This window comes from Bradyrhizobium glycinis (genome assembly GCF_016031655.1).
Lineage (GTDB): Bacteria > Pseudomonadota > Alphaproteobacteria > Rhizobiales > Xanthobacteraceae > Bradyrhizobium > Bradyrhizobium glycinis.
This window is the reverse complement of record NZ_JACCHQ010000005.1, coordinates 188,094-209,282: the sequence shown is the minus strand read 5'-3', so window position 1 is coordinate 209,282 and position 21,189 is coordinate 188,094. Positions and strand designations below refer to the sequence as shown.

Here is a 21,189-nt window from a genome sequence, read left to right as displayed (position 1 = left end):
CAAAGGCATAGCGCTGCGGTCGCAGCGGAAGGGCCCTCGCCCCCGAAACAGGCAGGGCCGTGCAACGCCTGCCTAATATTCGACCTCGAGCTCCTCGATCTCGGCCGGCTCCTCCTTCGCCGCCGCGATCCATTCCTGCATCTCGGGCATGGCCATGATGGTGTCGGCGTAGGCCTTCAGCGGCGGTGCGAGCTTGACGTCATAGGTCACGAAGCGCGTCACGACGGGAGCGTACATCGCATCCGCCATGGTGCGCTTCTCGCCGAACAGGAAGGGACCGCCCGATTTCTCCAGGCAGTCGCGCCAGATGAACCAGACGCGATCGATATCGGCCTGCGCCCGCGACCAGATCTTGAAGCCGGGAAAGTGTCCCTTCAGGTTGACCGGCAGCGAGGCGCGCAGCGTGGTGAAGCCGGAATGGATTTCGCCTGAGATCGAGCGGCAATGGGCGCGCTGGATGCGGTCGGCCGGCAACAGGCCGGCGTCCGGCATGACCTCGTTGAGATATTCGGCAATGGCCAGCGTGTCCCAGACCACGGCGCCCTCGTGCCGCAGGCACGGCACCAGGATCGACGACGACAGCAGCAGGATTTCGGCACGCGCCGACGGATCGTCCGGCGCGGTCACGATCTCCTCGAAGTCGAGCCCGGAGAATTTCGTCAGCAGCCAGCCACGCAGCGACCAGGACGAGTAGTTCTTGCTGCTGATGGTCAGTGTCGCCTTCGCCATATGACCCTTTCCCTGGTCCCGACATCGGCCCGGCCTGCCCGTGGCCTCGTGCTTCCACCGCCTGAACAGCAAGCGACGTGCCAGTTTTACGCGGAGCCCGATCGCCGTCTGGCGTCCTTATTGCATAGCAGCACGGGACGGATGGGCATTTCAGTATGATGTCGATGTACTATCAGGCTTTTCAGAACCACATGGACCTGACGGCGCCATGGCGCGCGGGGGCTTCGTCCGCGCTCAAATTCCTCAACCTGGTGCCTCAGGGCGTATCGGACCAGGTGGTCGGCCGGCTGTCGGCCGCGCTGGAGCTGATCTCGCGCTCCACCCTCACCTATGACCGTCCCGCCTACGGCATCGACAGCGTCATGGTGGGCAACCGCGAGGTCGCGGTCAGCGAGGAGATCGCCTACGCGACACCATTCGGCTCGCTGCTGCACTTCAAGAAGGACGGCGTGGCCGAGCAGCCGCGCATGCTGTTGGTGGCGCCGATGTCCGGACACTTCGCGACGCTGCTGCGCGGCACCGTGAAGACGCTGCTGCAGGACCACGACGTCTACATCACCGACTGGCACAATCCGCGCGACATCCCGCGCAGCGAGGGCCGCTTCGGGCTCGACGACTACACCGAGCACCTGATCGATTTCCTCGGGCAACTCGGGCCGCGCCCGCACATGGTGGCGATCTGCCAGCCCTCGGTGTCGGCGCTCGCGGCCGCCGCGATCATGTGCGAGGACAACCATCCCTCGCGCCCGGCGACGCTGACGCTGATGGCCGGCCCGATCGACACGCGGATCCAGCCGACCCGGGTCAACGAGTTCGCCAAGAGCAAGCCGATCGAATGGTTCGAGCGCAATCTGATCAACTACGTGCCGGTGCAGTGTCGCGGCGCCTTGCGCAAGGTCTATCCCGGCTTCGTGCAGCTCACCGCCTTCGTCTCGATGAATCTCGAGCGCCACATCAAGCAGCATCTCGACCTCGCCAACCACATCGCCAAGGGCGAGAAGGAGAAGGCCGCGACCATCAAGACTTTCTACGACGAATATTTCGCCGTGATGGACCTGCCGGCCGAGTTCTACATCGAGACCGTGCGCGACGTGTTCCAGGAGCACCTCCTGCCGCAAGGCAAGCTGATGCATCGCGGCCGCCCCGTGAACACCAGGGCCGTCAGCCGCATGGGGCTGATGACGGTCGAGGGCGAGAAGGACGACATCTGCTCGATCGGTCAGACGCTCGCCGCCCAGGACCTCTGCACCGGCGTGCGCGCCTATCGCCGCGTCCACCACATGCAGGCCGGCGTCGGCCATTACGGCGTGTTCTCCGGCAAGCGCTGGAATAACGAGATCTATCCGCTGCTAAGGGATTTCGTGCACGTCAATTCGTGAGGCGGCCCGGTCATCACGAGCGGCTCGGCAAGGCACGAACGAATTCGATCAGCGCCGCACTGATATCGTTCGGCCGCTCCTGCTGGGTCCAGTGGCGCAACCGGGAAGCATCCTGATCCCGCGCAGACCGGGACGAGGCCTTTCATGTTCGCGAGCAATTGGTCAGTGCCCGGGAAGGCGACGATGAAATCGCGGTCGCCGGCGATATAAAGAGCCGGCACGTTTACTTGCAGGCCGGACAGCGCACCGGTGATCTCCCAATTGCGATCGATGTTGCGGTAATAGTTCAGTGCACCCCGGAAGCCGCTGCGCTTGAACTGTTCTCCGTAGAAATCGATGTCGGCTTCGTTGATCCAGGACGGCAACGTTGCCGGCGCACCGGGGCCTTGCAGGAATCCGCCGCCCTTCGGAACCATGCCGAGGTTCGGCACAGATCCACCCGCCGCGGCGGCTGCACGTGCGGCGGCGACGCCATCCCCGGACGCACCGAACAGCATGTTGCGAATGGTGGCGCGCGGATCGCGTCCCAGCTCTGCCTCGGCCTTTCCCGGCTCCTGGAATAGAGCTGATAGAATTGGGCGTCCTCGGTCCGCGGCATAAGACTGGTCGGCAGCGTCTTGCCACGCGGACGGAATGGGACGCTCAGTGCGGCGACGGCCCTGAACCGATCGGGCCGCGTCAGCGCCGCCTGCCAGGCAACGCTGGCGCCCCAATCATGACCGACGATGACTGCATGCAATTCGCCCAGGGCATCGAGAATGCCGACCATGTCACCCACGAGGTGAAGGATGGTGTACTGATCGATCGCTTGCGGCGCATCGCTCTTGCCATAGCCACGCATGTCGGGCGCGACGACTCGGAAGCCGGCTGCCGCGAGATCGTCGATCTGGCGTCGCCAGGAATACCAGGATTCCGGGAAGCCGTGCACCAGAAGCACCAGCGGCCCCTCGCCTTGCTCGGCGATGTTGATGTGGATGCCGTTGCAGGCGATGATCCGTTGCGTCGTCTTGCTCATTTGTCGATCTCGTTCCGGAGTTGCGGCGAATGCGTTCGATGAAGGAAGCTCGGGCATCGCCCGAAATGCGAGCGCCCCCATTGTCCCCGTCAGCAACTGACGCCTGTTCATGAGCTCTGCCTCCGGTCAGGCCGTTGCGCGTACCGCCGGCGAGGCCAGTTCGGCCCCGCGCTCGCGGATGAATTGCTCGAAGGTCTTCGGCTTGGCGCCACCGATCGTCTCGATCGTGTCGCTTGCGCTGAAGCGCGCTGCCTCCGCCGTAGCACTCGCAGCACGCAGCGACTTCCAGAGCGAGGAGAGATGTTCGACCGCGTGCGCGTTCCAGCCCCGCGCGAGCGCTTCGTCTCGCCACTGCTCGTCGGTGATCTCCTCGTAGTGCGTGTCTCTCTTGAGGACGCGCGCAAACGTCTCGACGACATCGCGGACGGAGATCACGCTTCCGATCACGGGATAGGCGGCTCCAGCCTCCAGCGCGGGCGCCGTCAGCAGGCCGACAGCGATCCGCGAGACGTCCTCGGCCGCGATCAGTGGGAGAAGCGTATTCTCGTGCCCGAGCGGCAGCCGGATGGCTCCCTTCGCAGGCAGGTTCGCCCCAACGAGACGCGCGACGTTTTCATAGAAGACGGTGGCGCGGATATGGACCGGGCTGACGCCGGCCCATTCGAACACCTGCTCGGACAGGTAGTTCTGCCGCATTCGCGGCGTGGGCGCATCGAGCGAGGATTGATACATGACGAGGTTGACAAGGCGGGAGACGCCATGCCTGCGCGCTGCGAGCGCCATCGCAGCCGTCGCATCCGCCAGCCCGTCCTGAACCGGATAGGCGAAATAGATCGATGACACGCCCTGTACGGCCGCGTCGACCGATCTCGCATCGAGGAAGTCGCCGACGACGATGTCAGCACCGAGCGACTTCAGGCGATCGGACCGCTCGTCGCGCTGGCGTACGAAGGCGCGGACGCCGACACCGCGTTCGAGCAGCATTTCCGCAACATGCCTGCCTGTCCTTCCCTGCGTACCGCCGGCCGCGGAGGTCACGAGAACTGTGTTCGACATCAGAATGGTCCTTTACCGTTGTGACGCCCCTTGGTACTGATCGGTACCTGATGAAATCGAAATATGGTACTATGTGGTACCAAGTCAAGCGGAAAGTTTGTCGATGAGCGCGAAGATCAAGCCGCCGGTTAAGGAGGCGGAGGGCCCCGGGATCCGAAAACGAATCCTTGGTGCGGCCCTGTCGGCCTTCATGGAGGGAGGTTATGCGCAGACCAGCACGCTCGAGATCGCGACGCGTGCCCGCGTTTCGAAGCGGGATCTCTACACGCTGTTCGGCAACAAGGAAGCGATGCTCGTCGCATGCATCTCCGAGCGCGCCCAACGGCTCCAGGCGCCGGTCGATCTGCCCGCACTGCGCGACAGGAAAACGCTCGCCGGCGTGCTCACCGCGTTTGGAACGAAGCTCCTGACGGAAACGACCGACCCGGTCGTCGTCGCCGTATTCCGGCTGGCGATATCCGAAACCCTCAACGCGCCGAAAGTCGCGCAAACCCTGGAGACGATGGCACGCAAGCCGATCCGCGAAGCATTGCGGACCATCATGGCGAACGCGGTATCGGCAGGGCTGCTGACCGGAGAGCCGGAGGTGATGACTGATACTTTCCTGGGCGTGCTATGGGGAGACCTGATGACGGGTCTTCTGCTCCAGACCATCGATCGGCCGAGTACCGCCGACATCGCACGACGGGCAGGCGAGGCGTCGACAGTCCTGATCGAACGTCATGGGGCTTGAGGAGCGCGTCCACCACATGCAGGCCGGCGTCGGCCATTGCGGCGTGTTCTCCGGCAAGCGCTGGAACAACGAGATCTATCCGCTGCTGCGCGATTTCGTCCACGTGAATTCGTGACCGGCGTCCCCTGAATCGCAGGCCATCGGCTAGGGACGCGACACGTTGTCAATGCTCCTGCCTGAGCAGCTCTGTCGCCTCCTCGACTTCGGGAAGACTTCGCTCGGCATCGAATTGGGCGAGCACGGGAGCGAGCACTTCGGATGCCGCGCCCGCGCGACCACGCCTCTTGAGCAGGCGTGCAAGTCCAAGGGCGCTGCGCAGCTCGAAAGTCTTCGTCTGCTGGCCTCGTGCGATTTCTAGCGCTCGCGTGAGAGCCTCCTCGGCACCGGAATCGTCCGCGGGGTCTTGCCGCAACAAAAGCTCGCCGTGGACGCGGTGCAGCTCGGCGTCAAGCCAACGCTGACCGGACTGTCGCGCCCATGCAATCAGCTCACTCAGGATTTCCAGCCCGGTCTCGACCTGGCCCACCTCGGCGTCCGCCATGGCGACATGCATCCCCCAGAACGGTTCGCAGAGGTAGCAATCGTTCTCGTGCAGCAAGGTCCAGCCGTGGCGCATATCTGCCAAACCAGCCATTCGGTCTCCAGCACGCCACTTGGCGAGGCCATTCAGGTAGGTGCCGGCGGCCACGTACAGCGGCATCGTATGGTCGCGTGCGAGACCGAGCGCCAGGATCGTCTCTGTCTGCTGCAACATGCCCCCGCATACCCCGTCGAACACGGCGCGATGAACCAGCGCATTGGCCTGGGACAGCGCCCGTTTTTCTCCCGGAGTACCCACCGCGTCCGCGGCGAGCTTGCGCGCGCGAGCGGTGCTACCGAGCGGCCAGAGCACCAGGGCGAGAAATCGCATGATCACGAACGGGAGATCCAGTGCCGAAGCCCTGAAGGTCGCGGGCTCCGGTTCGGCCCGATAGATCGCCAGCGCCCGCTCGAGATGCGTACGCGCGTTCAAATACTCGCCGGCGAACCAGCAGGTAACGCCGCCGGTCCAATGGGCCACGACGGCGGTCACCGGCGACTCTGGCCGTCGGTCTGCGGCGCTCCTGATGGCATCCGCCAGCTCTCGCATCGGAGCAAGTTCGCCATGCGTCAGGCAGGCATTGAAGAGGCCGGAATGAACCGGCGCAAGTTCAACGGGATCATCGATACCGGCCGCGAATTGTCGCGCGCGCGTCCATGCGGCGACCGTTTCCGGAGCGCTGTGACCGAGGCTGCCCCGCAAGGCACGGCCATATGCGATTTGAAGATGCAGCCTGCTCATCATCCGGCGGGGCTCGTCAGGCAATCGATCGGCAATCGCAATGGCCTTGCCGAGATGCGCGATCGCCTCGGAATAGGCCGAGCGTTTCAACGCCTGCTGGCCCGCCTTGCGCCACCATTCGAGGGCGATCTCGCTCAGCCCCGCCTCGGTGAAGTGGTGCGCCAGAACTTCTGGCTCGGTCTCGGCGACGATTGGAAAGGTCTCGCGCAGGACATTGCCAATTCGAGTGTGAAGCACCTGCCGTCTGCTCTTGAGCAGACTCTCGTAGGCCGCTTCCTGAACAAGGGCGTGCTTGAAACTATAATTTGCTTCGGGCGGCGTTCCACGACGCAACAGCAATTCGGCCTCTTCAAGCTGAAGAAGCGCGGCGTTCAGCGTCAAATCATCGCGTCCCGCCACGGTTTTCAAGAGCGCGTATGAGAAGTCACGGCCAATGGCCGCGCCTATCTGGGCCACCTCCTTTACCGGAGCGAGCCGGTCAAGCCGCGCCATCAGCGAATCGTGCAGCGTCGCAGGGATAGCAAGCGGCGGCAACGGACTATTCAGGCGGTAGCGCCCGGCATCTTCGACAAGTAGCCCGGACTCCAGCACCATCTTGGTCAACTCCTCGACGAATAGCGGGATGCCATCGGTCTTGTCGATGATCTGCTTCATCATCTCGCGGGGCAGCTGGCGGCCGACGACAATCTGCTCGACCAGCGCGCGCGTGTCCTGCCGATCGAGCCGGTCCAGCCGCAACAGACTGACGTTGGCAAGGCCCGACCAGGAGGGCTCGAACTCCGGCCGGGAGGTCAAGAGCACGAGTATCGGCAGTCCTCTGATCCGATCGACCGCGAGATCGAACAGCTCAAGTGTCGTGGCATCGGCCCAATGCATATCCTCGCAGATGATCAGCAGCGGCTGGTCTCGCGCCAGTCCCTCAAGCTGATCGAGAAGGGCGGCAAATGTCTGTCGCCGCTGCTGCGCCGGGCTCAAGCCGAGGGGCGGGCAATGGTCGCCGGTGGGAATCGAAAGCAGAGCCGCAATGAGCGGTGTCGCCCGGGCGACCTGCTGGGTTCCTATTGCCAGCATCGCCTCGAGCTTGTCGAGCTTTTGATCCGGCGTGTCATGCGAGCGAATTCCGGCGGCGCGCTCGAGCTGCGCGACAAAGGGATGAAGCGCACTGTTGGTGTGGTAAGGCGAACACTGATATCGCACGCGGCGGTGCGTCCCCAACGAGGGGCTTTCGGACAGCGTTGCCACAATACGCGACTTGCCAATGCCCGCTTCGCCGGAAATCAAGACGATCTGGCCCCGACCCTGCCATGCCTCCCGCTGGCGCGAGATGATGAACTCAATCTCGTTCTTGCGTCCAACGAAACCGATCGAACGTGCGGCACGGACTGCCTCGAAGCGGCTCTCGGATGCGGTCGCTCCTTCCACCGCCCAGACTGCGATGGGTTCTGCCATTCCCTTGACTTCCCGGCGGCCAAGATTGCGAAAGGAGAAGAGATCGCCAAGCAGCCGGCGCGTCGATGAAGCAACGACGACGACCCCCGGCTCCGCCAGGCTCTGGAGCCGAGCGGCGATGTTCGGCGCGTCGCCGATGGTTGCGTGCTCCTCCGACGCGTCTCCGCTGATGAGGTCGCCGACCACTACAAGTCCAGTCGCAATTGCGATTCGCAGTTCGGCTCGTTCGCCAGCCCCCATTTTGAGCTGGCGTATTGCGGAAATCATGTCGAGGCCGGCGCGCACCGCGCGCTCGGCATCATCTTCGTGGGCGCGCGGATAGCCGAAATAGACGAGTATTCCGTCGCCGACGAATCTGGCTATCCTGCCATCATAAGCGGAAATCACGCTCGCGCAGGCTGCGCGATAGGCTCGTATCACTTCCCACATATCCTCGGGATCGAGCCGCGCCGAGAGCGCAGTCGAGCCGACCAGATCGCAAAACATGACGGTGAGGTGACGCCGCTCGGCGTCCTGACGAGGAACGGGCGACGCAATCAACGCGGCCGGATCGAGGTCAGCGATAGCGCGGAGCATTTTGCGGCGATGGCCGAGCAGGACTCCGAGCTTGTCGAAGTCCTCATCCATCAATTCGGGAAGGACGCTTATGTCGATCCCATTCTGGGCAAAACGCTCGGCGTATTGCGCAAGCCCCAGCTTATCGAGCCACTCCGCAATCTGCATTGGCTCCACCGGTCGTGTGGTTGGCGATTAGCAGAATTTTGGACCACGGCGCGTGGACGATATACCAACAACACCATGATGGCACGTCTTGTTTGTTGCGCGATGACCTAGGCCTCATTCAAGCAGTGACGTTGCTCGATGCGAACGTCTTTGCTACCAAACATCGCTGGCACGCAGCATTTGACAGCAGAGGTTGCGATAAGTCATTGCGGTCGTTTCGAACTAATATCGAACCAACAGTACGGCTTGTGCCAAGCGGATGTTTCCGCAACGGCAGCTCCTTCATTGCTCACTGACCGGCGCTTCATAGTTGCGGGCGATCGTGCCCGCCGCGACCTGGAGCGAAGAACCAATCACCCAGCATCCGGCAACAAAGCCGATCAGGCCGTTAGGCAGATTTTGATCAAGGACAAGGATGCTGACGGACAGAGTTGCAGCGATTGCCGCGCCGAACGTTCCGGCTGCGCTCATGATCTCGACCGGCTCCGAACCGTTCCATTCTTCCGCGTTGTTCGATGTCGACCTCCGTGCGACATTGCCGGACAAATCAATTCCCAGATAATAACCGAGAGCTCCGTAGAGCATCGTCATCAGGACGATCCAGCCGCTTTCAAACAGTCCGGCTTTCTGACGCAACAGAGTCGCACCAACATAGAGGCCGCCCGAGGCGCCAACGGCGGCCAGCCCGATTCTTTCAAGAAGATGGGCCGATTTGATCAGACTGGAACGGGCGATCCGAAGATTGCTGACGCGCCTTGTTGCAGAGAAGGCGCTGGAAATTGCGCTGCTTATCTTCATAGGAGCTCCTTCTGAGTAAGTAGCAGCCTACCGGCCGACCCCGAACAGAAGCTGCGTGAGTTGCGCGATGCCCTTTCATTCCAATTTCTGAAGGATCTTTGCTGAGTGATGGGGATTGGCTTTGCTCATGAGCAAGATGGAACCAATCCAAAGCTGCGAGCATGCGGCTGCGCAGGCATTGCATCTCACCCGTGTTTGAAATGATCCGGGTGCGGCAATTTCGTTGCGAGAGTGGTAATTCAGAATGAGAGCGATTGACTATGAAGCCGTTCACACACTGCTCTTTCCTGTCGCTCTATCCGAATACAAACTTCCGGAGGACGCGTCTGCATTGTCGCGATGACCGGGGCGGCGAACACGCTGGATCCGCAGCGCCCGGTTAGCCAGCAAGCTGCCGGCGTCGGGCCGAAATCAAAAACCAGCGCTTGCTTTAGCTCGCAGCCTCAGGCCGACCATTCCTCGCCCCACACCTGCACGACGTGGCCGGGCGACACTTCGCGATATTGCCGCACCGGGGGCTGATAATCCGGCGCGCGGACCGGGCTTCTGATCTCGTCGTTGGAGGCCTGGCGCCGCGAGCCGCGGCGTGACGGATCGGGCACCGGCACAGCCGCCATCAGCTTCCTGGTGTAGGGATGCTGCGGGTTGCCGAACACCGATGCGCGCGGGCCGATCTCGACGATCTCGCCGAGATACATCACGGCGACGCGGTGGCTCATGCGCTCGACCACGGCGATGTCGTGGGAGATGAAGAGATAGGCGAGGCCCATGCTGGCCTGCAGGTCGAGCATCAGGTTGACGACCTGCGCCTTGACCGAGACATCGAGCGCGGAGACCGCCTCGTCCGCGACGATCAGCTTCGGCCCGAGCGCGAGCGCGCGCGCGATGCAGATGCGCTGGCGCTGGCCGCCGGAGAATTCATGCGGAAAGCGCGCGGCCATGTCGGCGGACAGGCCAACACGGACGAGCAGGTCGGCGACCTTGTCCCGCGCCTGCGACGCCGTCGCGAGTCCATTGGCAAGCAAGGGCGCGGCGATCGCCGTTCCCACCGACATCCGCGGATTGAGGCTCGCGAACGGATCTTGAAACACGATCTGCATGTGCTTGCGCGCATCGCGTAAAGCCCGGCCGTTCATGGCCAGCACGTCCTGGCCGTCGATCAGGACGGTGCCGCTGTCCGGCTCGGTCAGCTTCAGGATGGAGCGGCCGGTGGTCGACTTGCCGCAGCCGGATTCGCCGACCAGCGCCAGTGTCTCGCCGGCGCGCAAGGTGAAGGAGACGTTCTCGACCGCATGGACGCGACCCGAGACCTTGCCGAACAGGCCCGAGCGGATCGGAAAGCGCGTCGTGAGGTTTGAGACTTCGAGCAAAGGCCGCTCGGCGGGCGAGACCGTATCGGGCGTCTCGGCCGGCTCGTCCGAGGTCCCGGTCACCTTGTCGACGATCGGAAAACGCATCGGCCGCGTCCGCCCGTCCATCGAGCCGAGCCGCGGCACGGCCGCGAGCAGCGCGCGCGTATAGGGATGCGCAGGCATGGCGAAAATGCGCGCGGTGGCGTCGGTCTCCACCGCCTGCCCGCCATACATCACGACGGTGCGGTCCGCGATCTCGGCCACCACGCCCATGTCGTGGGTGATGAAGAGGATCGACATCCCCTCCTCCTGCTGAAGCTCCTTCAAGAGCTCGAGGATCTGCGCCTGGATGGTGACGTCGAGTGCGGTGGTCGGCTCGTCCGCAATCAAAAGCTTCGGCTTGCAGGCCAGCGCCATCGCGATCACCACGCGCTGACGCATGCCGCCGGAGAAGCGGTGCGGATGCTCGTGGAAGCGCGATGAAGCCGCAGGGATGCGGACGCGATCGAGCAGACGGATGGTCTCTTTCTCCGCCGCCGCGCGCGACAGGCCCCGGTGCTGGATCAGCGCCTCTGCGATCTGGAAGCCGATGGTGAGCACCGGATTGAGGCTCGTCATCGGCTCCTGGAAGATCATGGCGACGTCATTGCCGCGGATGTCCTTCATGCTCGCTTCGGGCAGCGCGAGCAGATCGCGCCCCGCCAGCATGACGCGGCCCTCGACCCGGCCGATCTCGTTCGGAATGAGCCGCATGATCGACAGTGCGGTCACGCTCTTGCCCGAACCGGACTCGCCGACGATCGCGACGGTCTCGCGGGCTGCGATGTCGAACGACACGTTGCGAACGACGGGAATCCATTGCCGCTCAAGCATGAAGGAGGTGGTGAGGCCGGCGACGGAGAGCACCGGCGCTTCGACAACGACGGGTTTGGTCGCGGCGCTGGTCATAGGTAGACCTCAAGGGTTGCCGCGAAGAAGGTGCGCTCCCTCCCCCGCTTGCGGGGGAGGGTTGGGGAGAGGGTGTCTCGGCAACGAAGGCTCCCCCAGAGGAGAGAGCCCTCTCCCGGCGCTACGCGCCGACCTCTCCCGCAAGCGGGAGAGGTAAGAGGAGTTCGTGGCTGCACCGGTGTCACCATCACGATCTTGCCCTCAATACCCCCGGCTGCGATCGACCAGCCCCGGCAGCGCCTCGCCGCGACGATGCCGCGCGATGACGTCGAGCACGAAATCGACCGCCGTGTCGGGCGTGGTCATGCTGGCATTGTGCGGCGTCAGCAGGATGCGCGGATGGCGCCAGAACGGGTGGCCTGCCGGCAGCGGCTCGGGATCGGTGACGTCGAGCACCGCACCCGACAGCGCGCCGCTGTCGAGGGCTGCGAGGAAATCGGCCTCGACAAGATGTGGGCCGCGTCCGACATTGACGAGCCCTGCCCCGCGCGGCAGGCGTGCGAACAGCTCGGCATTGAGAATGCCGCGTGTCTGATCCGTCAGCGGCAGCAGGCAGACGAGGATGTCGGCTTGCGCCAGAAACTCCGGCAAAGTGTCGGCGCCCGCGTAGCAGGTAACGCCTTCGATCTCGCGCGGCGAACGATTCCACCCCGAGAGCGGGAAACCGAACGTCTTGAGCCGCTCCAGCACTGCTTGGCCGAGCTGGCCGAGCCCCATCACGCCGACGCGACGACGCCTGGCCGGTGTGATGCGGATCTCGCGCCAGACCTGCTGCTTCTGCTGGCCGATGAAATCGAGGAGATCGCGATGCAGGGCCAGCACGGCCATGGTGACGTATTCGACCATGGTCTCGGCGATGCCGGGCTCCAGCATGCGGACCAGCGGGATGTGCGCTGGGACTTTCGTGGTGTCGAACTGATCGACACCCGCGCCCACCGAGAAGACGAGCTCGAGATTGGGAAAGGTCGTCGCGATGTCGTCCGGCGGGACCCAGGCCACGAGATAACGCACCGTGGTGGGGTCGCCGACATCAGGCCAGAGCCGGAACGGCACGTCGGGCGCGCGCTCCGCGAAGAAGCGCGCCCACTCGGCGCCCCGCACCATGTTGGCCTTGTAGAGAACCGTCATGCCAGCCTCAGAACGGGCTGACCGGCGCGAGACGACGGCCGTCGATCATGCGCTTGTGGCTGTAAGCGGCGGGATCGACCAGCGGCGTCGCGCCCGTCACGAGGTCGGCCGCAAGCTTGCCGGCGGCGGGACCGATGCCGAAGCCGTGGCCGGAGAAGCCGGTCGCGAGGTAGAATCCCGGCAGCGCATCGACCGGCGAGATCACCGGAATGGTATCGGGCGTACAGTCGATCGTGCCGCCCCAGGCTTCGGCGATCTTGATGTCCTTCAGTTCCGGATTCGACTTGATCAGCGCCGCCAGCGCCGAATTGACCAGCGACATGTCGGGCGCGGGATCGCGTACGCGCTCGGCCTCAAAGGGTGACGGCTTGTCGAAAGTCCAGCTGGTGCCGCGCATGAGCTGATCGAAGAACGATTTGCCGAAGGACAGCTTCAGGCCATTCTTGCGATGCTGATAGGTGGGCCAGAACGTCCAGGCATAACGCAGCAGATCAGGCGATAGCTCGACCGTGCCGCGGTTGCGCAGCGCCAACGTGAAGCCGCCGTCGAGGCGGCGGCGGATGCAGTAGAAGTCGGTGCCGAGCGCGCCGGAGGTGATCTCCGGTCCCGGCGTGGTCCGGCACGCGGTGGCGTTGACGAGGCCGATCGGCAGCTCGATGCCGTGGCGACGGCAGAACAGCGACGACCACGCGCCGCCCGCCAGCAGCACGGATTGCGTGCGGATGGTGCCCTTCTCGGTGACGACGGCGCTGACGCGTCCACCTATCGTCTCCAGCCCGCGCGCGGCGCAGCCTTGGTGGATGGTGACGCCGTGCTTACGTGCGGCGGTGGCGAGCGCAGGGACAGCCATCGACGGCTCGGCGCGACCATCGCTTGGCGTGTGCAGGCCGCCGACCCATGTGTCGGCATTGCCCGGCATACGCTCGGCGACCTCGGCCGGCGTCAAGACAGTGGAGTGGACCTGCATCTCGCGCGCGACCGCCGCCCAGCGCTCCCAGCCGGCGAGCTCGTCCTTGCTCTTGGTCAGGAACAAGACGCCCGTGCGGCGGAAACCGGCATCGACGCCGGCATCGTTCTGCATGTCCTCCCACAGAAGCAGCGCCTCGCGCGCGAGCGGAATCTCCTCGCGGGCGCGGCCCTGCTGGCGGCACCAGCCCCAGTTGCGGCTCGACTGCTCGCCGCCGACATGGCCCTTCTCGACCAGCGCGACGGAGTGCCCCTTCTTCGCCAGATGATAGGCCGCGGACACGCCGATAACGCCGCCTCCGATGACGACGACATCCACCTGCGCCGGCAGGCGTTCATCGCTGTTGATACGGTTGAGCGGCGGGGACATGGGCACTCCTGGAGTTCAGTTCGAGGTCTTGCGCATCAGAGGTCTTGCGCGTCACGGGATGTTCATTCGCGGATCGAGCGCGTCGCGCAGGCCGTCACCGAGAAAGTTGAAGCTGGTTACCGCGAGCGTGATGGCGACGCCCGGCGCGATCGCAAGCCAGGGCGCGCTGGTGAGATAGATCTGCGCATTGTTGAGCATGTTGCCCCAGCTCGCCGCCGGCGGCTGGATGCCGTAGCCGAGATAGCTGACATAGGATTCGAGCAGGATCGCCTTGGCGACGTTCAACGTCGCGGCAACCACGATCGGCGCAATCGCGTTGGGCACGAGCTCGCGGAACATGATGCGCAGGTTCGAGGAACCGAACGCGAGCGCGGCGACTGCGAATTCCCGCTCGCGCAACGAGCGCACCTGGGCCTCGACGACGCGCGCGACCGCCATCCAGGCCGTCGCCGCGATCAGCACGGTGGTGGTGACGAGGCCGGGCTCGGTGAGCGCCGCGAGCGCGAGCAAGAGGAAGATCGTCGGAAAGCACAGCACGGCGTCGACGAGCCGCATCAGCACTGCGCCTACCACGCCGCCATAAAAGCCGGCGAAGGCACCGACGGCAATGCCAACTGCCATGGCGATCACCATCGCGACGATGCCGATCGAGAGCGAGACGCGGCCGCCCATCATCAGCCGCGCCAGCACGTCGCGGCCGAGCTCGTCGGTGCCGAGGATGTGGGCGCCGGAGAGCGGCGGCGCGAACCGCTTCATGATGTCGATATAGGTGTCGTCGAACGGCAGCAGGTAGGGACCGAAGGCCGAACCGAGCACGAGCACCAGGATGATCAATGCGCCCGCGAGCGCTAGCCGGTGCCGGCGGAAGCGCCGCCACGCGGCCTGGCCGGGCGCGAGCTGAGCGGTGGAGAGGGCTGCTGTCGCCATCGCTTCAGCCCACCCGGATGCGCGGATCGACGACGGCATAGAGGATGTCGGCGAGCAGCGAGCCGATCAGCACCATCGTCGCCGAGAACATCAGGATGCCCATCACCACGGGATAGTCGCGATAGCCAATCGAATCCAGGAACAGGCGGCCCATGCCCGGCCAGGTGAACACGGTCTCCGCCACCAGCGCACCGCCGAGCAGCGTCGGAAACTGCAGGCCCGCGACCGTGATCATCGGCAGCAGCGCGTTGCGCAGCGCATGGACGGTGAGGATGCGCCATTCCGGCATGCCCTTGGCGCGCGCAGTGCGGATATAGTCCTGGTTGATCACCTCGAGCATCGAGGAGCGCATGAAACGGCCCCACATCGCGGTCTCAACCAGCGCCAGCACCATGGCCGGCGCGATCAGATGATGCAGAAGGTCGAGGAAGGAGCCGTCGCCAATGGTGTGCCGGTTGCCCGCCGGCAGCCAGCCGAGCTTGACCGAGAAGACGTAAATGGTGACGAGGCCGAACCAGAAGGTCGGGATCGACAGCGCGATCATGGCGCCGACGGTGGCGAGCGTATCGAACAGCGAGTAGCGGCGCAGCGCGCCCAGGATGCCGATCCAGCAGCCGAGCAGCACCGCAATGATCGTCGCCGTCGCCATCAGCTCCAGCGTGGCGCCGAGATGCGAGGAGATCACCGACAGCACCGACTCGCCGTCGCGATACGACTTGCCCCAATCACCCCGTACCATGCGGCCGAACCAGTCGAGATATTGGATCGGCAGTGGCCGATCGAGCCCGAGCTGCCTGGTGACGCGGTCGAGATCCTCCTGGGTCATCTGGCCTGAGACGGCAAACTGCGACAGCGGCCCGCCGGGCGCCAGATGCAGGATGGCAAAGCCGATTCCCGAGACGATCACCAGCAGCATGATCGCCTGCGCCAGGCGGTTGACGACGTAGCGGGCCAACTCAGGCGATCCAGCGTATAGGACGCATCACGCCCAATACCATTCGCGCATGTTCCAGCTATTGATCGACATGTTGATGTTGGGACGGAAGCCTTGCAGCCCCTCCTTGAGGCCCTCGGCGATGAAGCCCTGGAACAGCGGCAGGATGGCGAGGTCGTTGCGGATCAGCTTTTGCAGCTCGCCATAGGTCGCCTTGCGCTGCGCCAGGTCGAATTGCTTGGCGCCTTCAGACAACAGCCGGTCGGCCTCCGCGCTCTGATATTGATAGGTGTTGAAGCCGCGGCCGCCCTTGGCGGGAATGGCGCCGGAGCCGAAGCGCGGCGTCACGTCGGGATCGCTGCCCAGCATGAAGTTCACGCCGACGATCACCGAATTGAACTTCGATTGCTGCCAGAAGTCGCCCCAGATCACGGCAGCCGGCATGTTGCTGACGCGCATTGCCGCGCCAATGGCCCGCCAATCCTGGATCAGGAGCTGCTGGCACTGTTCGCGCACGGCGCTGCCCGCCGTCGTCGAGTTGGCGAACTCGAGCTTGACGCCACCCTTCTCGCGAATGCCGCTGGAGCCGCGAACCCAGCCCGCGGCGTCGAGCAGCGCATTGGCCTTGGCAGGATCGTATTTGTGCTGCGGCAGCCCCTGCTGGAACGACCAGGCCTGTTGCGGCACGAAGCTCTCGGTCTGCGTCGGCAGACCGTAATAGAGCGCGTCGATGATCGCCTGCTTGTTGATGCCGAGATAGAGCGCCTCGCGCACGGCGCGATCGGTGAAAGGGCCAAAATCCAGGTTCGGCGCGATATGCTCTACCGAGGACGTCGAAGAGACGAAAATCTTGCGGCCCTTCAGCGTCTTTGCCTCCTGCACGAAGTTCGGCAGGATGCCTTGCAGGCCCGTGTAGTCGACCTGACCGGTGCGGAACTGGGTGTAGAGCACGGTGAGATCAGGGATGTATTTGAAGACTACGCGTTCGAGGTAGGGTCCCTTGCCATGATAGCCGGTGTGGGCGTTCAATTGGATATGGTCGCCGGGCACGCGCTCGCCCCAGCGAAACGGGCCAGTCCCGACAGGCGCATTGTGGAACGGCGAGGCGTTCGGATCGGACACCTTCTCCAGGATGTGCTTGGGCACGATGAAGGTGAACGACGCCAGGATCGACATATAGGGCGAATAGGGCGCTTCCATCCGCCAATGGATCTCGTCGGGCGCCACGACGGTGATGTCCTTGACGAGGCTATGGCCGACCCGGCTGCGCGCGCGGAAACTGGGATTGTTGATCAGCTCGATGGAGAATTTGACATCCTCCGCCGTGAACGGCGTGCCGTCGTGCCACTTCACGTCGCTGCGGAGCTTGATCTTCCAGGTCAACCCGTCGGCTGACAGGCCGCCGTTCTCGAGGGTCGGGACTTCGCGAGCGAGGTCTGGGACGAACTTGCCGTTGGGATCGATGTACCAGAGCGGCGAAAACACCTGCCACCAGATGCCCTGATCGACCTCGATGCCCGGCATCAAGGGATGAAAGACGGTCGGCTCCTGCGACAGCGCCGCGATCACCTGGCCGCGCGGCTTGTCCGGCGGATTGGTGGGACGCTCGGTCTGTGCAAAGGCGCTCCCTGAAAGCGTCCAGCCTGCGGCTGCGCCCGCGCCAAGCTGGAAGAATTGACGGCGATTCGGAATGCCGAGATGCCCTGCCCCAACGCCGAACTTGCCGGTGTCGTCCGCCATGACCCACTCTCCGTTTCCGCACGCGGCACCATCTCCCGCGCCCCCGACACCCCGGCAAAGGGACAGGAGTGGGCTTTAGTGCTTCTAAATTTTTCTGGCAAAAGTTCATCACGACTAAATACAGGTGTCAATCGCATTGCTAGAATGCGCCAGCTTTTCACTCCGACTAAAGCCACGGGCCTCGATGCCTGAGGCTGAGATGATGCATGGGAGAGCGACATGGATGGTCGCGGCAATACCAACGGCACCAAGGACGCTTCGGCGATCGAAGCTGACGATGCGGTCGACCAGCGCCTGGGTGAAACCGTGCGGCTGCTGCGTCAGCGCGCCGGCCTCTCGATCCAGGACGTCGCCAACAAGACCGGCCTGTCGACCGGCATGATCAGCCAGCTCGAACGCGCGCGCGCGATGCCGTCGATCCGCACGCTGCGCCTGCTCGGCATCGCGCTCGACGTCCCCATCTCCTATTTCTTCGAGAGCAGCGATCCCGCCGACGGGCAGCGCTATATCGTGCGCAAGACCAACCGGCGGCTGCTGCGGCTCACCGCCAGCGGCGTCGTCAAGGAAGCGCTGACGCCGGAAGGCAAAGGCCAGCTCGAGCTCTACGAGCTCACGCTCAACCCCGGCGCCTCCTCCGGCACCGACTTCCTGCAGCACACCGGCGAGAAGGCGGGCTACATCCTCTCGGGCAGCCTGCGGCTGTGGCTCGACAACCAGGCCCATGTGCTGGAAGCCGGCGACAGCTTTCGTTTTCCGAGCATCGTGCCGCACATGTTCGACAACCCGACCCAGCAGGTGGCGCGCGTGATCTGGGTGACGACGCTGCGCCAGACCGATTCGCTGGCCGGTTGAGGCGGCACCGTCCCGCACCACCGGAAATTGCCCCTCGACGCCGCCGCGCCTACTCTGTAGCTCACATGATGCCCGAAGCTCGCGAAGCGGCCGGGCGGCCGGCGTCCTTGGTGTGAGATCATGAAACTCAGGAGGCTTCACTCGCGTTGGCCGCACAGGCCGTCGTGACTGCTGCAGCCTTCCTCGCCTTTTCTCTGGCGATCGGCAGTGCGGAATTCGGCACGGCCCAGCTCCTCGCCTTCTTGGTCAGCGCCGCCGTGGCGGTATTGCTCGCCGCCGTCTGCACCCGTGCCATCGAGACGTCGCGGCAAACACGCACCGCTGAGCTGCTGGCCGGGCAGGCGCAGACCAACGCGCAGATGATGCAAGCCGTCATCAAGACCGCGCTCGATGCCTTCATTCACATCGACGAGAGCGGCATCGTGCTGGAGTGGAGCTTTCAGGCGGAGGCGCTGACCGGATGGACGCAGCAGGAGGCGCGGCCGAGCTAGCACGCCTGCTGCGGCGCAGCCTCGACACCGCAGTCGATTCCGCCGGCGATGCCATCCCGACGCCCTACTCGGTGCAGGCCGATGTCGAAGCTTTTCTGCGCAGGCAGGCCGCGGAAGATAGTGGCACGAAGCGACCGCGGAGGTAAGCGTCCGCGCTAGGGCGTGTACTCATAAAAGCGTTATGTCGGCTTTTGGGTTTAAGCAGAAATCTTCTCAATCAGAGTATTGCCGGTTTTGACGCGTTGCGGACACGGCAAGAGCTGCCCGCTTTCGTGGACTTTGCCGCGATTTGCCTCGTCTTTCGTGGGGCGAGGCCGCGCGGCAGAAAGTCTGAGACGTTCTCGCTTCCCTGGGATAGGCTGCGGCATGCAAGTAGTTCGGAAATGGAAATTACGCCATGGCTTCGATCAGTGAGCTCCGGGGACGTTTCCGCGAGGTGATCTCGAGCGAAGAGGAGCTCCGAGCCGTTGTCGGCGAGCCTCCCCGGCACTCGGTAGCTAAAGTCATCACCGCTATCGACCGCATCGCGCGCACGTTTATTGAGCACGCGCCATTCGCCTTCGTCGCCTCCGCAGGCGAAGCTGGTCTGCTGGACGTTTCACCCAAGGGCGACCCTGCCGGCTTTGTGAAAGTGCTTGACGAGCACACCCTTGCGATTCCTGACCGGCTCGGCAACCGCCGCCTGGATACCTTTCACAACGTGCTGCGCAATCCGAACGTCGGAATAATCTTCCTCATTCCGGGCGTGACGCACACACTTCGGGTTAGTGGGAAAGCCATCATCGTGAGAGACGATTTCCTCCGAGATACAATGAAGGTAAATGGCAAGGCGCCCGATCACGTCCTAGTGGTAGGGGTGGAAAAGGTCTTTGCACACTGCCCGAAGTGCATGATCCGATCAGGCCTCTGGCAGCCCGATACGTGGGGCGATCCGACAGCTGTACCCTCTTTTGCGGAAACGCTGGTCGCCCACGCCAAGCCCGAGAAAAGTGTCGACCAGATGCAGACCATCATCGAGCGAGGCAACAAGGAAAGGCTGTACTGAGGGCTTCCAGGGCTGCGTGTCGGATGTTCCCGCTCTTGGCCCAACTCGGACCTCATGCAATGTCCGTTTCTGCGCCGCGGTTGGGGGATGAGCGGACATCCCGGATTTAAGAGTACATGCCCTAGCTCATCCTTCGCCGCAGCGTGGCCGATGGCGTCTCGCCGAACTTTTCGCGGTAGGCGCCGGCCATGCGGCCGAGATGAGTGAAGCCGAGATCGAAGGCGATCTCGGTGATGGAGGCATCGGGAGCGGCTTGCGCCAGGCGCGCGTTAAGGCCAGCGAGGCGCATGTCGAGCAGCATCTGCGAGATCGACACGCCGAAGTGACGGCGGAAGCCGAGCTGCAGCGCGCGGATGCCGATGCCGGACGCACAGGCGAGCTGCGCGAGGTCGAGCGGCTCGCCGGCATTGTCGGCGAGGTGATCGCGCGCGGCGCGAAGGGCACGCGGCAAACGCTCGGCCTGCCCTGAGAACGTTTCAATCGCATCCGACAGGCCATGCCGCTGCCCGTTGAGCAGATGATCGAGCAGCGCTTCGCGCCAATCGGCCATCGCGGCCGGCGAGAGCCGGCCTGACGGCCCGAGACGCTCGGCGAGCGTCATCAACTCGGCGAGCCTCGTCAGCAGGGCCCGTCCGGACGGCGCATCCAGCTCGATCACCGGATCGAATTCGACCACCCCGGCCGCTCTGCCTGACAATGCCGCGGCGCGCTGCTCGACCATGCGGCGGTCGAGCAGCAAGATCGCCTGCGCGCAATCGCTCCACATCATCCGGGTCGGAATCGTCGGCGACAGCAGCGAGGCGATCCGGCGCGGGGCCGCATCGAGCTCGCGACAGCCAGCGCGAATGCGGGCGCTCCCAGCAAGCGGGACCTGCACCAGGAAGAAACGCTCGAGACAGCCCGGATCGATGCTGACCGATCCGCCATAGGCGACGTAGTTGATGGAAAAGCCGTCGAAGGCTGCGCAATTGTGCCGGGCCGAGAAGCCGGCCGCCCGCGCCTGTGTCGGCTTGAGATCATGCGGGCAGAAGATGCGCCCGATCTGCTCGGCGGCCTCGTCGACGTCATCAGTGGTGACGCGGGCGAACGCCGCAAGCCGTTCGGCTGCAGAGGCTGTTGCGCTCATTTCCAGCTCGGCTGCGGACATCGTCGACCATGCTTCGCGCCCGGAATTCCTTTAAGCCTATAATAGCTCCGCGGAGGCGAAAAGGGCCATAGTTCGCAAATTCGTCG

The 21,189-nt window shown here is 64.2% G+C and carries 18 protein-coding genes and 1 pseudogene; 6 read left to right on the top strand and 13 right to left on the bottom strand.

Going from position 1 to position 21,189, the window contains the following annotated elements; all coding sequences use genetic code 11:
* Positions 1 to 72: 72 nt before the first annotated feature.
* Positions 73 to 729, bottom strand: a complete 657-nt coding sequence (locus tag HZZ16_RS11060; RefSeq protein WP_197948484.1) for a glutathione S-transferase family protein — start codon at positions 727 to 729, stop codon at positions 73 to 75.
* A 155-nt stretch (positions 730 to 884) separates the two neighbouring features.
* On the opposite strand from HZZ16_RS11060, the gene HZZ16_RS11055 reads away from it, so the two are divergent.
* Positions 885 to 2,108 (top strand): polyhydroxyalkanoate depolymerase, encoded by a 1,224-nt coding sequence (locus HZZ16_RS11055; protein WP_197948483.1) that lies wholly within the window; start codon positions 885 to 887, stop codon positions 2,106 to 2,108.
* Here the strand turns inward: HZZ16_RS11055 and HZZ16_RS38115 are convergent.
* From HZZ16_RS38115 to HZZ16_RS11045, 3 genes are all read right to left on the bottom strand, one after another.
* Entirely contained in the window at positions 2,069 to 2,473 is a 405-nt protein-coding gene (locus tag HZZ16_RS38115) for a hypothetical protein (protein ID WP_376707561.1), read from the bottom strand. The two genes, HZZ16_RS11055 and HZZ16_RS38115, sit on opposite strands and share 40 nt — an antisense overlap.
* The gene (locus HZZ16_RS38270) at positions 2,395 to 3,123 is read right to left on the bottom strand and encodes an alpha/beta fold hydrolase (RefSeq protein WP_376707563.1); all 729 of its coding nucleotides are present in this window, start codon (positions 3,121 to 3,123) and stop codon (positions 2,395 to 2,397) included. Before HZZ16_RS38270 ends, HZZ16_RS38115 begins: the two co-directional genes overlap by 79 nt.
* Positions 3,124 to 3,249: 126 nt before the next feature.
* Positions 3,250 to 4,179 (bottom strand): NmrA family NAD(P)-binding protein, encoded by a 930-nt coding sequence (locus tag HZZ16_RS11045; RefSeq protein ID WP_197948482.1) that lies wholly within the window; start codon positions 4,177 to 4,179, stop codon positions 3,250 to 3,252.
* A gap of 103 nt (positions 4,180 to 4,282) precedes the next feature.
* Here HZZ16_RS11045 and HZZ16_RS11040 point away from each other — a divergent pair, with 103 nt between their 5' ends.
* Together HZZ16_RS11040 and HZZ16_RS37895 are read left to right on the top strand one after the other, a co-directional pair.
* The gene (locus HZZ16_RS11040) at positions 4,283 to 4,912 is read left to right on the top strand and encodes a TetR/AcrR family transcriptional regulator (RefSeq protein ID WP_197948481.1); all 630 of its coding nucleotides are present in this window, start codon (positions 4,283 to 4,285) and stop codon (positions 4,910 to 4,912) included.
* 4 nt (positions 4,913 to 4,916) lie between these two features.
* A pseudogene (locus HZZ16_RS37895) lies at positions 4,917 to 5,027 on the top strand (hypothetical protein); the annotation flags it as partial.
* A gap of 48 nt (positions 5,028 to 5,075) precedes the next feature.
* Here HZZ16_RS37895 and HZZ16_RS11030 read toward each other — a convergent pair.
* From HZZ16_RS11030 to HZZ16_RS10995, 8 genes are all read right to left on the bottom strand, one after another.
* Positions 5,076 to 8,405: an adenylate/guanylate cyclase domain-containing protein gene (locus HZZ16_RS11030; RefSeq protein WP_197948479.1), complete on the bottom strand. Its 3,330-nt coding sequence runs from the start codon at positions 8,403 to 8,405 to the stop codon at positions 5,076 to 5,078.
* 282 nt (positions 8,406 to 8,687) lie between these two features.
* Positions 8,688 to 9,203, bottom strand: a complete 516-nt coding sequence (locus tag HZZ16_RS11025; protein WP_197948478.1) for a hypothetical protein — start codon at positions 9,201 to 9,203, stop codon at positions 8,688 to 8,690.
* A 443-nt stretch (positions 9,204 to 9,646) separates the two neighbouring features.
* Entirely contained in the window at positions 9,647 to 11,503 is a 1,857-nt protein-coding gene (locus tag HZZ16_RS11020) for an ABC transporter ATP-binding protein (protein WP_197948477.1), read from the bottom strand.
* Between the two features lie 201 nt (positions 11,504 to 11,704).
* A complete protein-coding gene (locus HZZ16_RS11015) occupies positions 11,705 to 12,631 on the bottom strand; it encodes a 2-hydroxyacid dehydrogenase (RefSeq protein WP_197948476.1) in 927 nt (308 codons plus the stop codon).
* 7 nt (positions 12,632 to 12,638) lie between these two features.
* Positions 12,639 to 13,967 (bottom strand): NAD(P)/FAD-dependent oxidoreductase, encoded by a 1,329-nt coding sequence (locus HZZ16_RS11010; RefSeq protein ID WP_197948475.1) that lies wholly within the window; start codon positions 13,965 to 13,967, stop codon positions 12,639 to 12,641.
* Between the two features lie 51 nt (positions 13,968 to 14,018).
* Positions 14,019 to 14,894 carry an ABC transporter permease gene (locus tag HZZ16_RS11005; RefSeq protein ID WP_197948474.1) on the bottom strand — a complete coding sequence of 292 codons (876 nt, stop codon included), beginning with the start codon at positions 14,892 to 14,894 and terminating at the stop codon, positions 14,019 to 14,021.
* A 4-nt stretch (positions 14,895 to 14,898) separates the two neighbouring features.
* On the bottom strand, positions 14,899 to 15,849 hold the full coding sequence (locus HZZ16_RS11000) for an ABC transporter permease (RefSeq protein WP_197948473.1): 951 nt from the start codon (positions 15,847 to 15,849) through the stop codon (positions 14,899 to 14,901).
* A 27-nt stretch (positions 15,850 to 15,876) separates the two neighbouring features.
* Entirely contained in the window at positions 15,877 to 17,568 is a 1,692-nt protein-coding gene (locus HZZ16_RS10995; protein WP_197948472.1) for a peptide ABC transporter substrate-binding protein, read from the bottom strand.
* A 219-nt stretch (positions 17,569 to 17,787) separates the two neighbouring features.
* Between HZZ16_RS10995 and HZZ16_RS10990 the strand changes: the two genes are divergently transcribed.
* The 3 genes from HZZ16_RS10990 to HZZ16_RS10980 all read left to right on the top strand — a co-directional run bounded on the left by HZZ16_RS10990 (position 17,788) and on the right by HZZ16_RS10980 (position 19,956).
* Positions 17,788 to 18,420 (top strand): cupin domain-containing protein, encoded by a 633-nt coding sequence (locus HZZ16_RS10990; protein WP_197948471.1) that lies wholly within the window; start codon positions 17,788 to 17,790, stop codon positions 18,418 to 18,420.
* A 146-nt stretch (positions 18,421 to 18,566) separates the two neighbouring features.
* Positions 18,567 to 18,911, top strand: a complete 345-nt coding sequence (locus tag HZZ16_RS10985) for a PAS domain-containing protein (protein ID WP_246510072.1) — start codon at positions 18,567 to 18,569, stop codon at positions 18,909 to 18,911.
* Positions 18,912 to 19,308: 397 nt separating this feature from the next.
* Complete coding sequence (locus tag HZZ16_RS10980) at positions 19,309 to 19,956, top strand: MSMEG_1061 family FMN-dependent PPOX-type flavoprotein (RefSeq protein WP_197948470.1); 648 nt, start codon at positions 19,309 to 19,311, stop codon at positions 19,954 to 19,956.
* A 121-nt stretch (positions 19,957 to 20,077) separates the two neighbouring features.
* Here HZZ16_RS10980 and HZZ16_RS10975 read toward each other — a convergent pair whose 3' ends face one another.
* Positions 20,078 to 21,103 (bottom strand): AraC family transcriptional regulator, encoded by a 1,026-nt coding sequence (locus HZZ16_RS10975; RefSeq protein WP_197948469.1) that lies wholly within the window; start codon positions 21,101 to 21,103, stop codon positions 20,078 to 20,080.
* Between the last annotated feature and the right edge of the window lie 86 nt (positions 21,104 to 21,189).

What these genes read in the sequence shown, in the direction of transcription:
- HZZ16_RS10995 (WP_197948472.1), bottom strand. Translation starts at nt 17,568, where the DNA reads ATGGCGGACGACACCGGCAAGTTCGGCGTTGGGGCAGGGCATCTCGGC.
- HZZ16_RS11005 (WP_197948474.1), bottom strand. Translation starts at nt 14,894, where the DNA reads ATGGCGACAGCAGCCCTCTCCACCGCTCAGCTCGCGCCCGGCCAGGCC.
- HZZ16_RS11015 (WP_197948476.1), bottom strand. Translation starts at nt 12,631, where the DNA reads ATGACGGTTCTCTACAAGGCCAACATGGTGCGGGGCGCCGAGTGGGCG.
- HZZ16_RS11010 (WP_197948475.1), bottom strand. Translation starts at nt 13,967, where the DNA reads ATGTCCCCGCCGCTCAACCGTATCAACAGCGATGAACGCCTGCCGGCG.
- HZZ16_RS10990 (WP_197948471.1), top strand. Translation starts at nt 17,788, where the DNA reads ATGGATGGTCGCGGCAATACCAACGGCACCAAGGACGCTTCGGCGATC.
- HZZ16_RS11025 (WP_197948478.1), bottom strand. Translation starts at nt 9,203, where the DNA reads ATGAAGATAAGCAGCGCAATTTCCAGCGCCTTCTCTGCAACAAGGCGC.
- HZZ16_RS11040 (WP_197948481.1), top strand. Translation starts at nt 4,283, where the DNA reads ATGAGCGCGAAGATCAAGCCGCCGGTTAAGGAGGCGGAGGGCCCCGGG.
- HZZ16_RS11055 (WP_197948483.1), top strand. Translation starts at nt 885, where the DNA reads ATGATGTCGATGTACTATCAGGCTTTTCAGAACCACATGGACCTGACG.
- HZZ16_RS11020 (WP_197948477.1), bottom strand. Translation starts at nt 11,503, where the DNA reads ATGACCAGCGCCGCGACCAAACCCGTCGTTGTCGAAGCGCCGGTGCTC.
- HZZ16_RS11060 (WP_197948484.1), bottom strand. Translation starts at nt 729, where the DNA reads ATGGCGAAGGCGACACTGACCATCAGCAGCAAGAACTACTCGTCCTGG.
- HZZ16_RS38270 (WP_376707563.1), bottom strand. Translation starts at nt 3,123, where the DNA reads ATGAGCAAGACGACGCAACGGATCATCGCCTGCAACGGCATCCACATC.
- HZZ16_RS10980 (WP_197948470.1), top strand. Translation starts at nt 19,309, where the DNA reads ATGGCTTCGATCAGTGAGCTCCGGGGACGTTTCCGCGAGGTGATCTCG.
- HZZ16_RS10975 (WP_197948469.1), bottom strand. Translation starts at nt 21,103, where the DNA reads ATGTCCGCAGCCGAGCTGGAAATGAGCGCAACAGCCTCTGCAGCCGAA.
- HZZ16_RS11030 (WP_197948479.1), bottom strand. Translation starts at nt 8,405, where the DNA reads ATGCAGATTGCGGAGTGGCTCGATAAGCTGGGGCTTGCGCAATACGCC.
- HZZ16_RS11045 (WP_197948482.1), bottom strand. Translation starts at nt 4,179, where the DNA reads ATGTCGAACACAGTTCTCGTGACCTCCGCGGCCGGCGGTACGCAGGGA.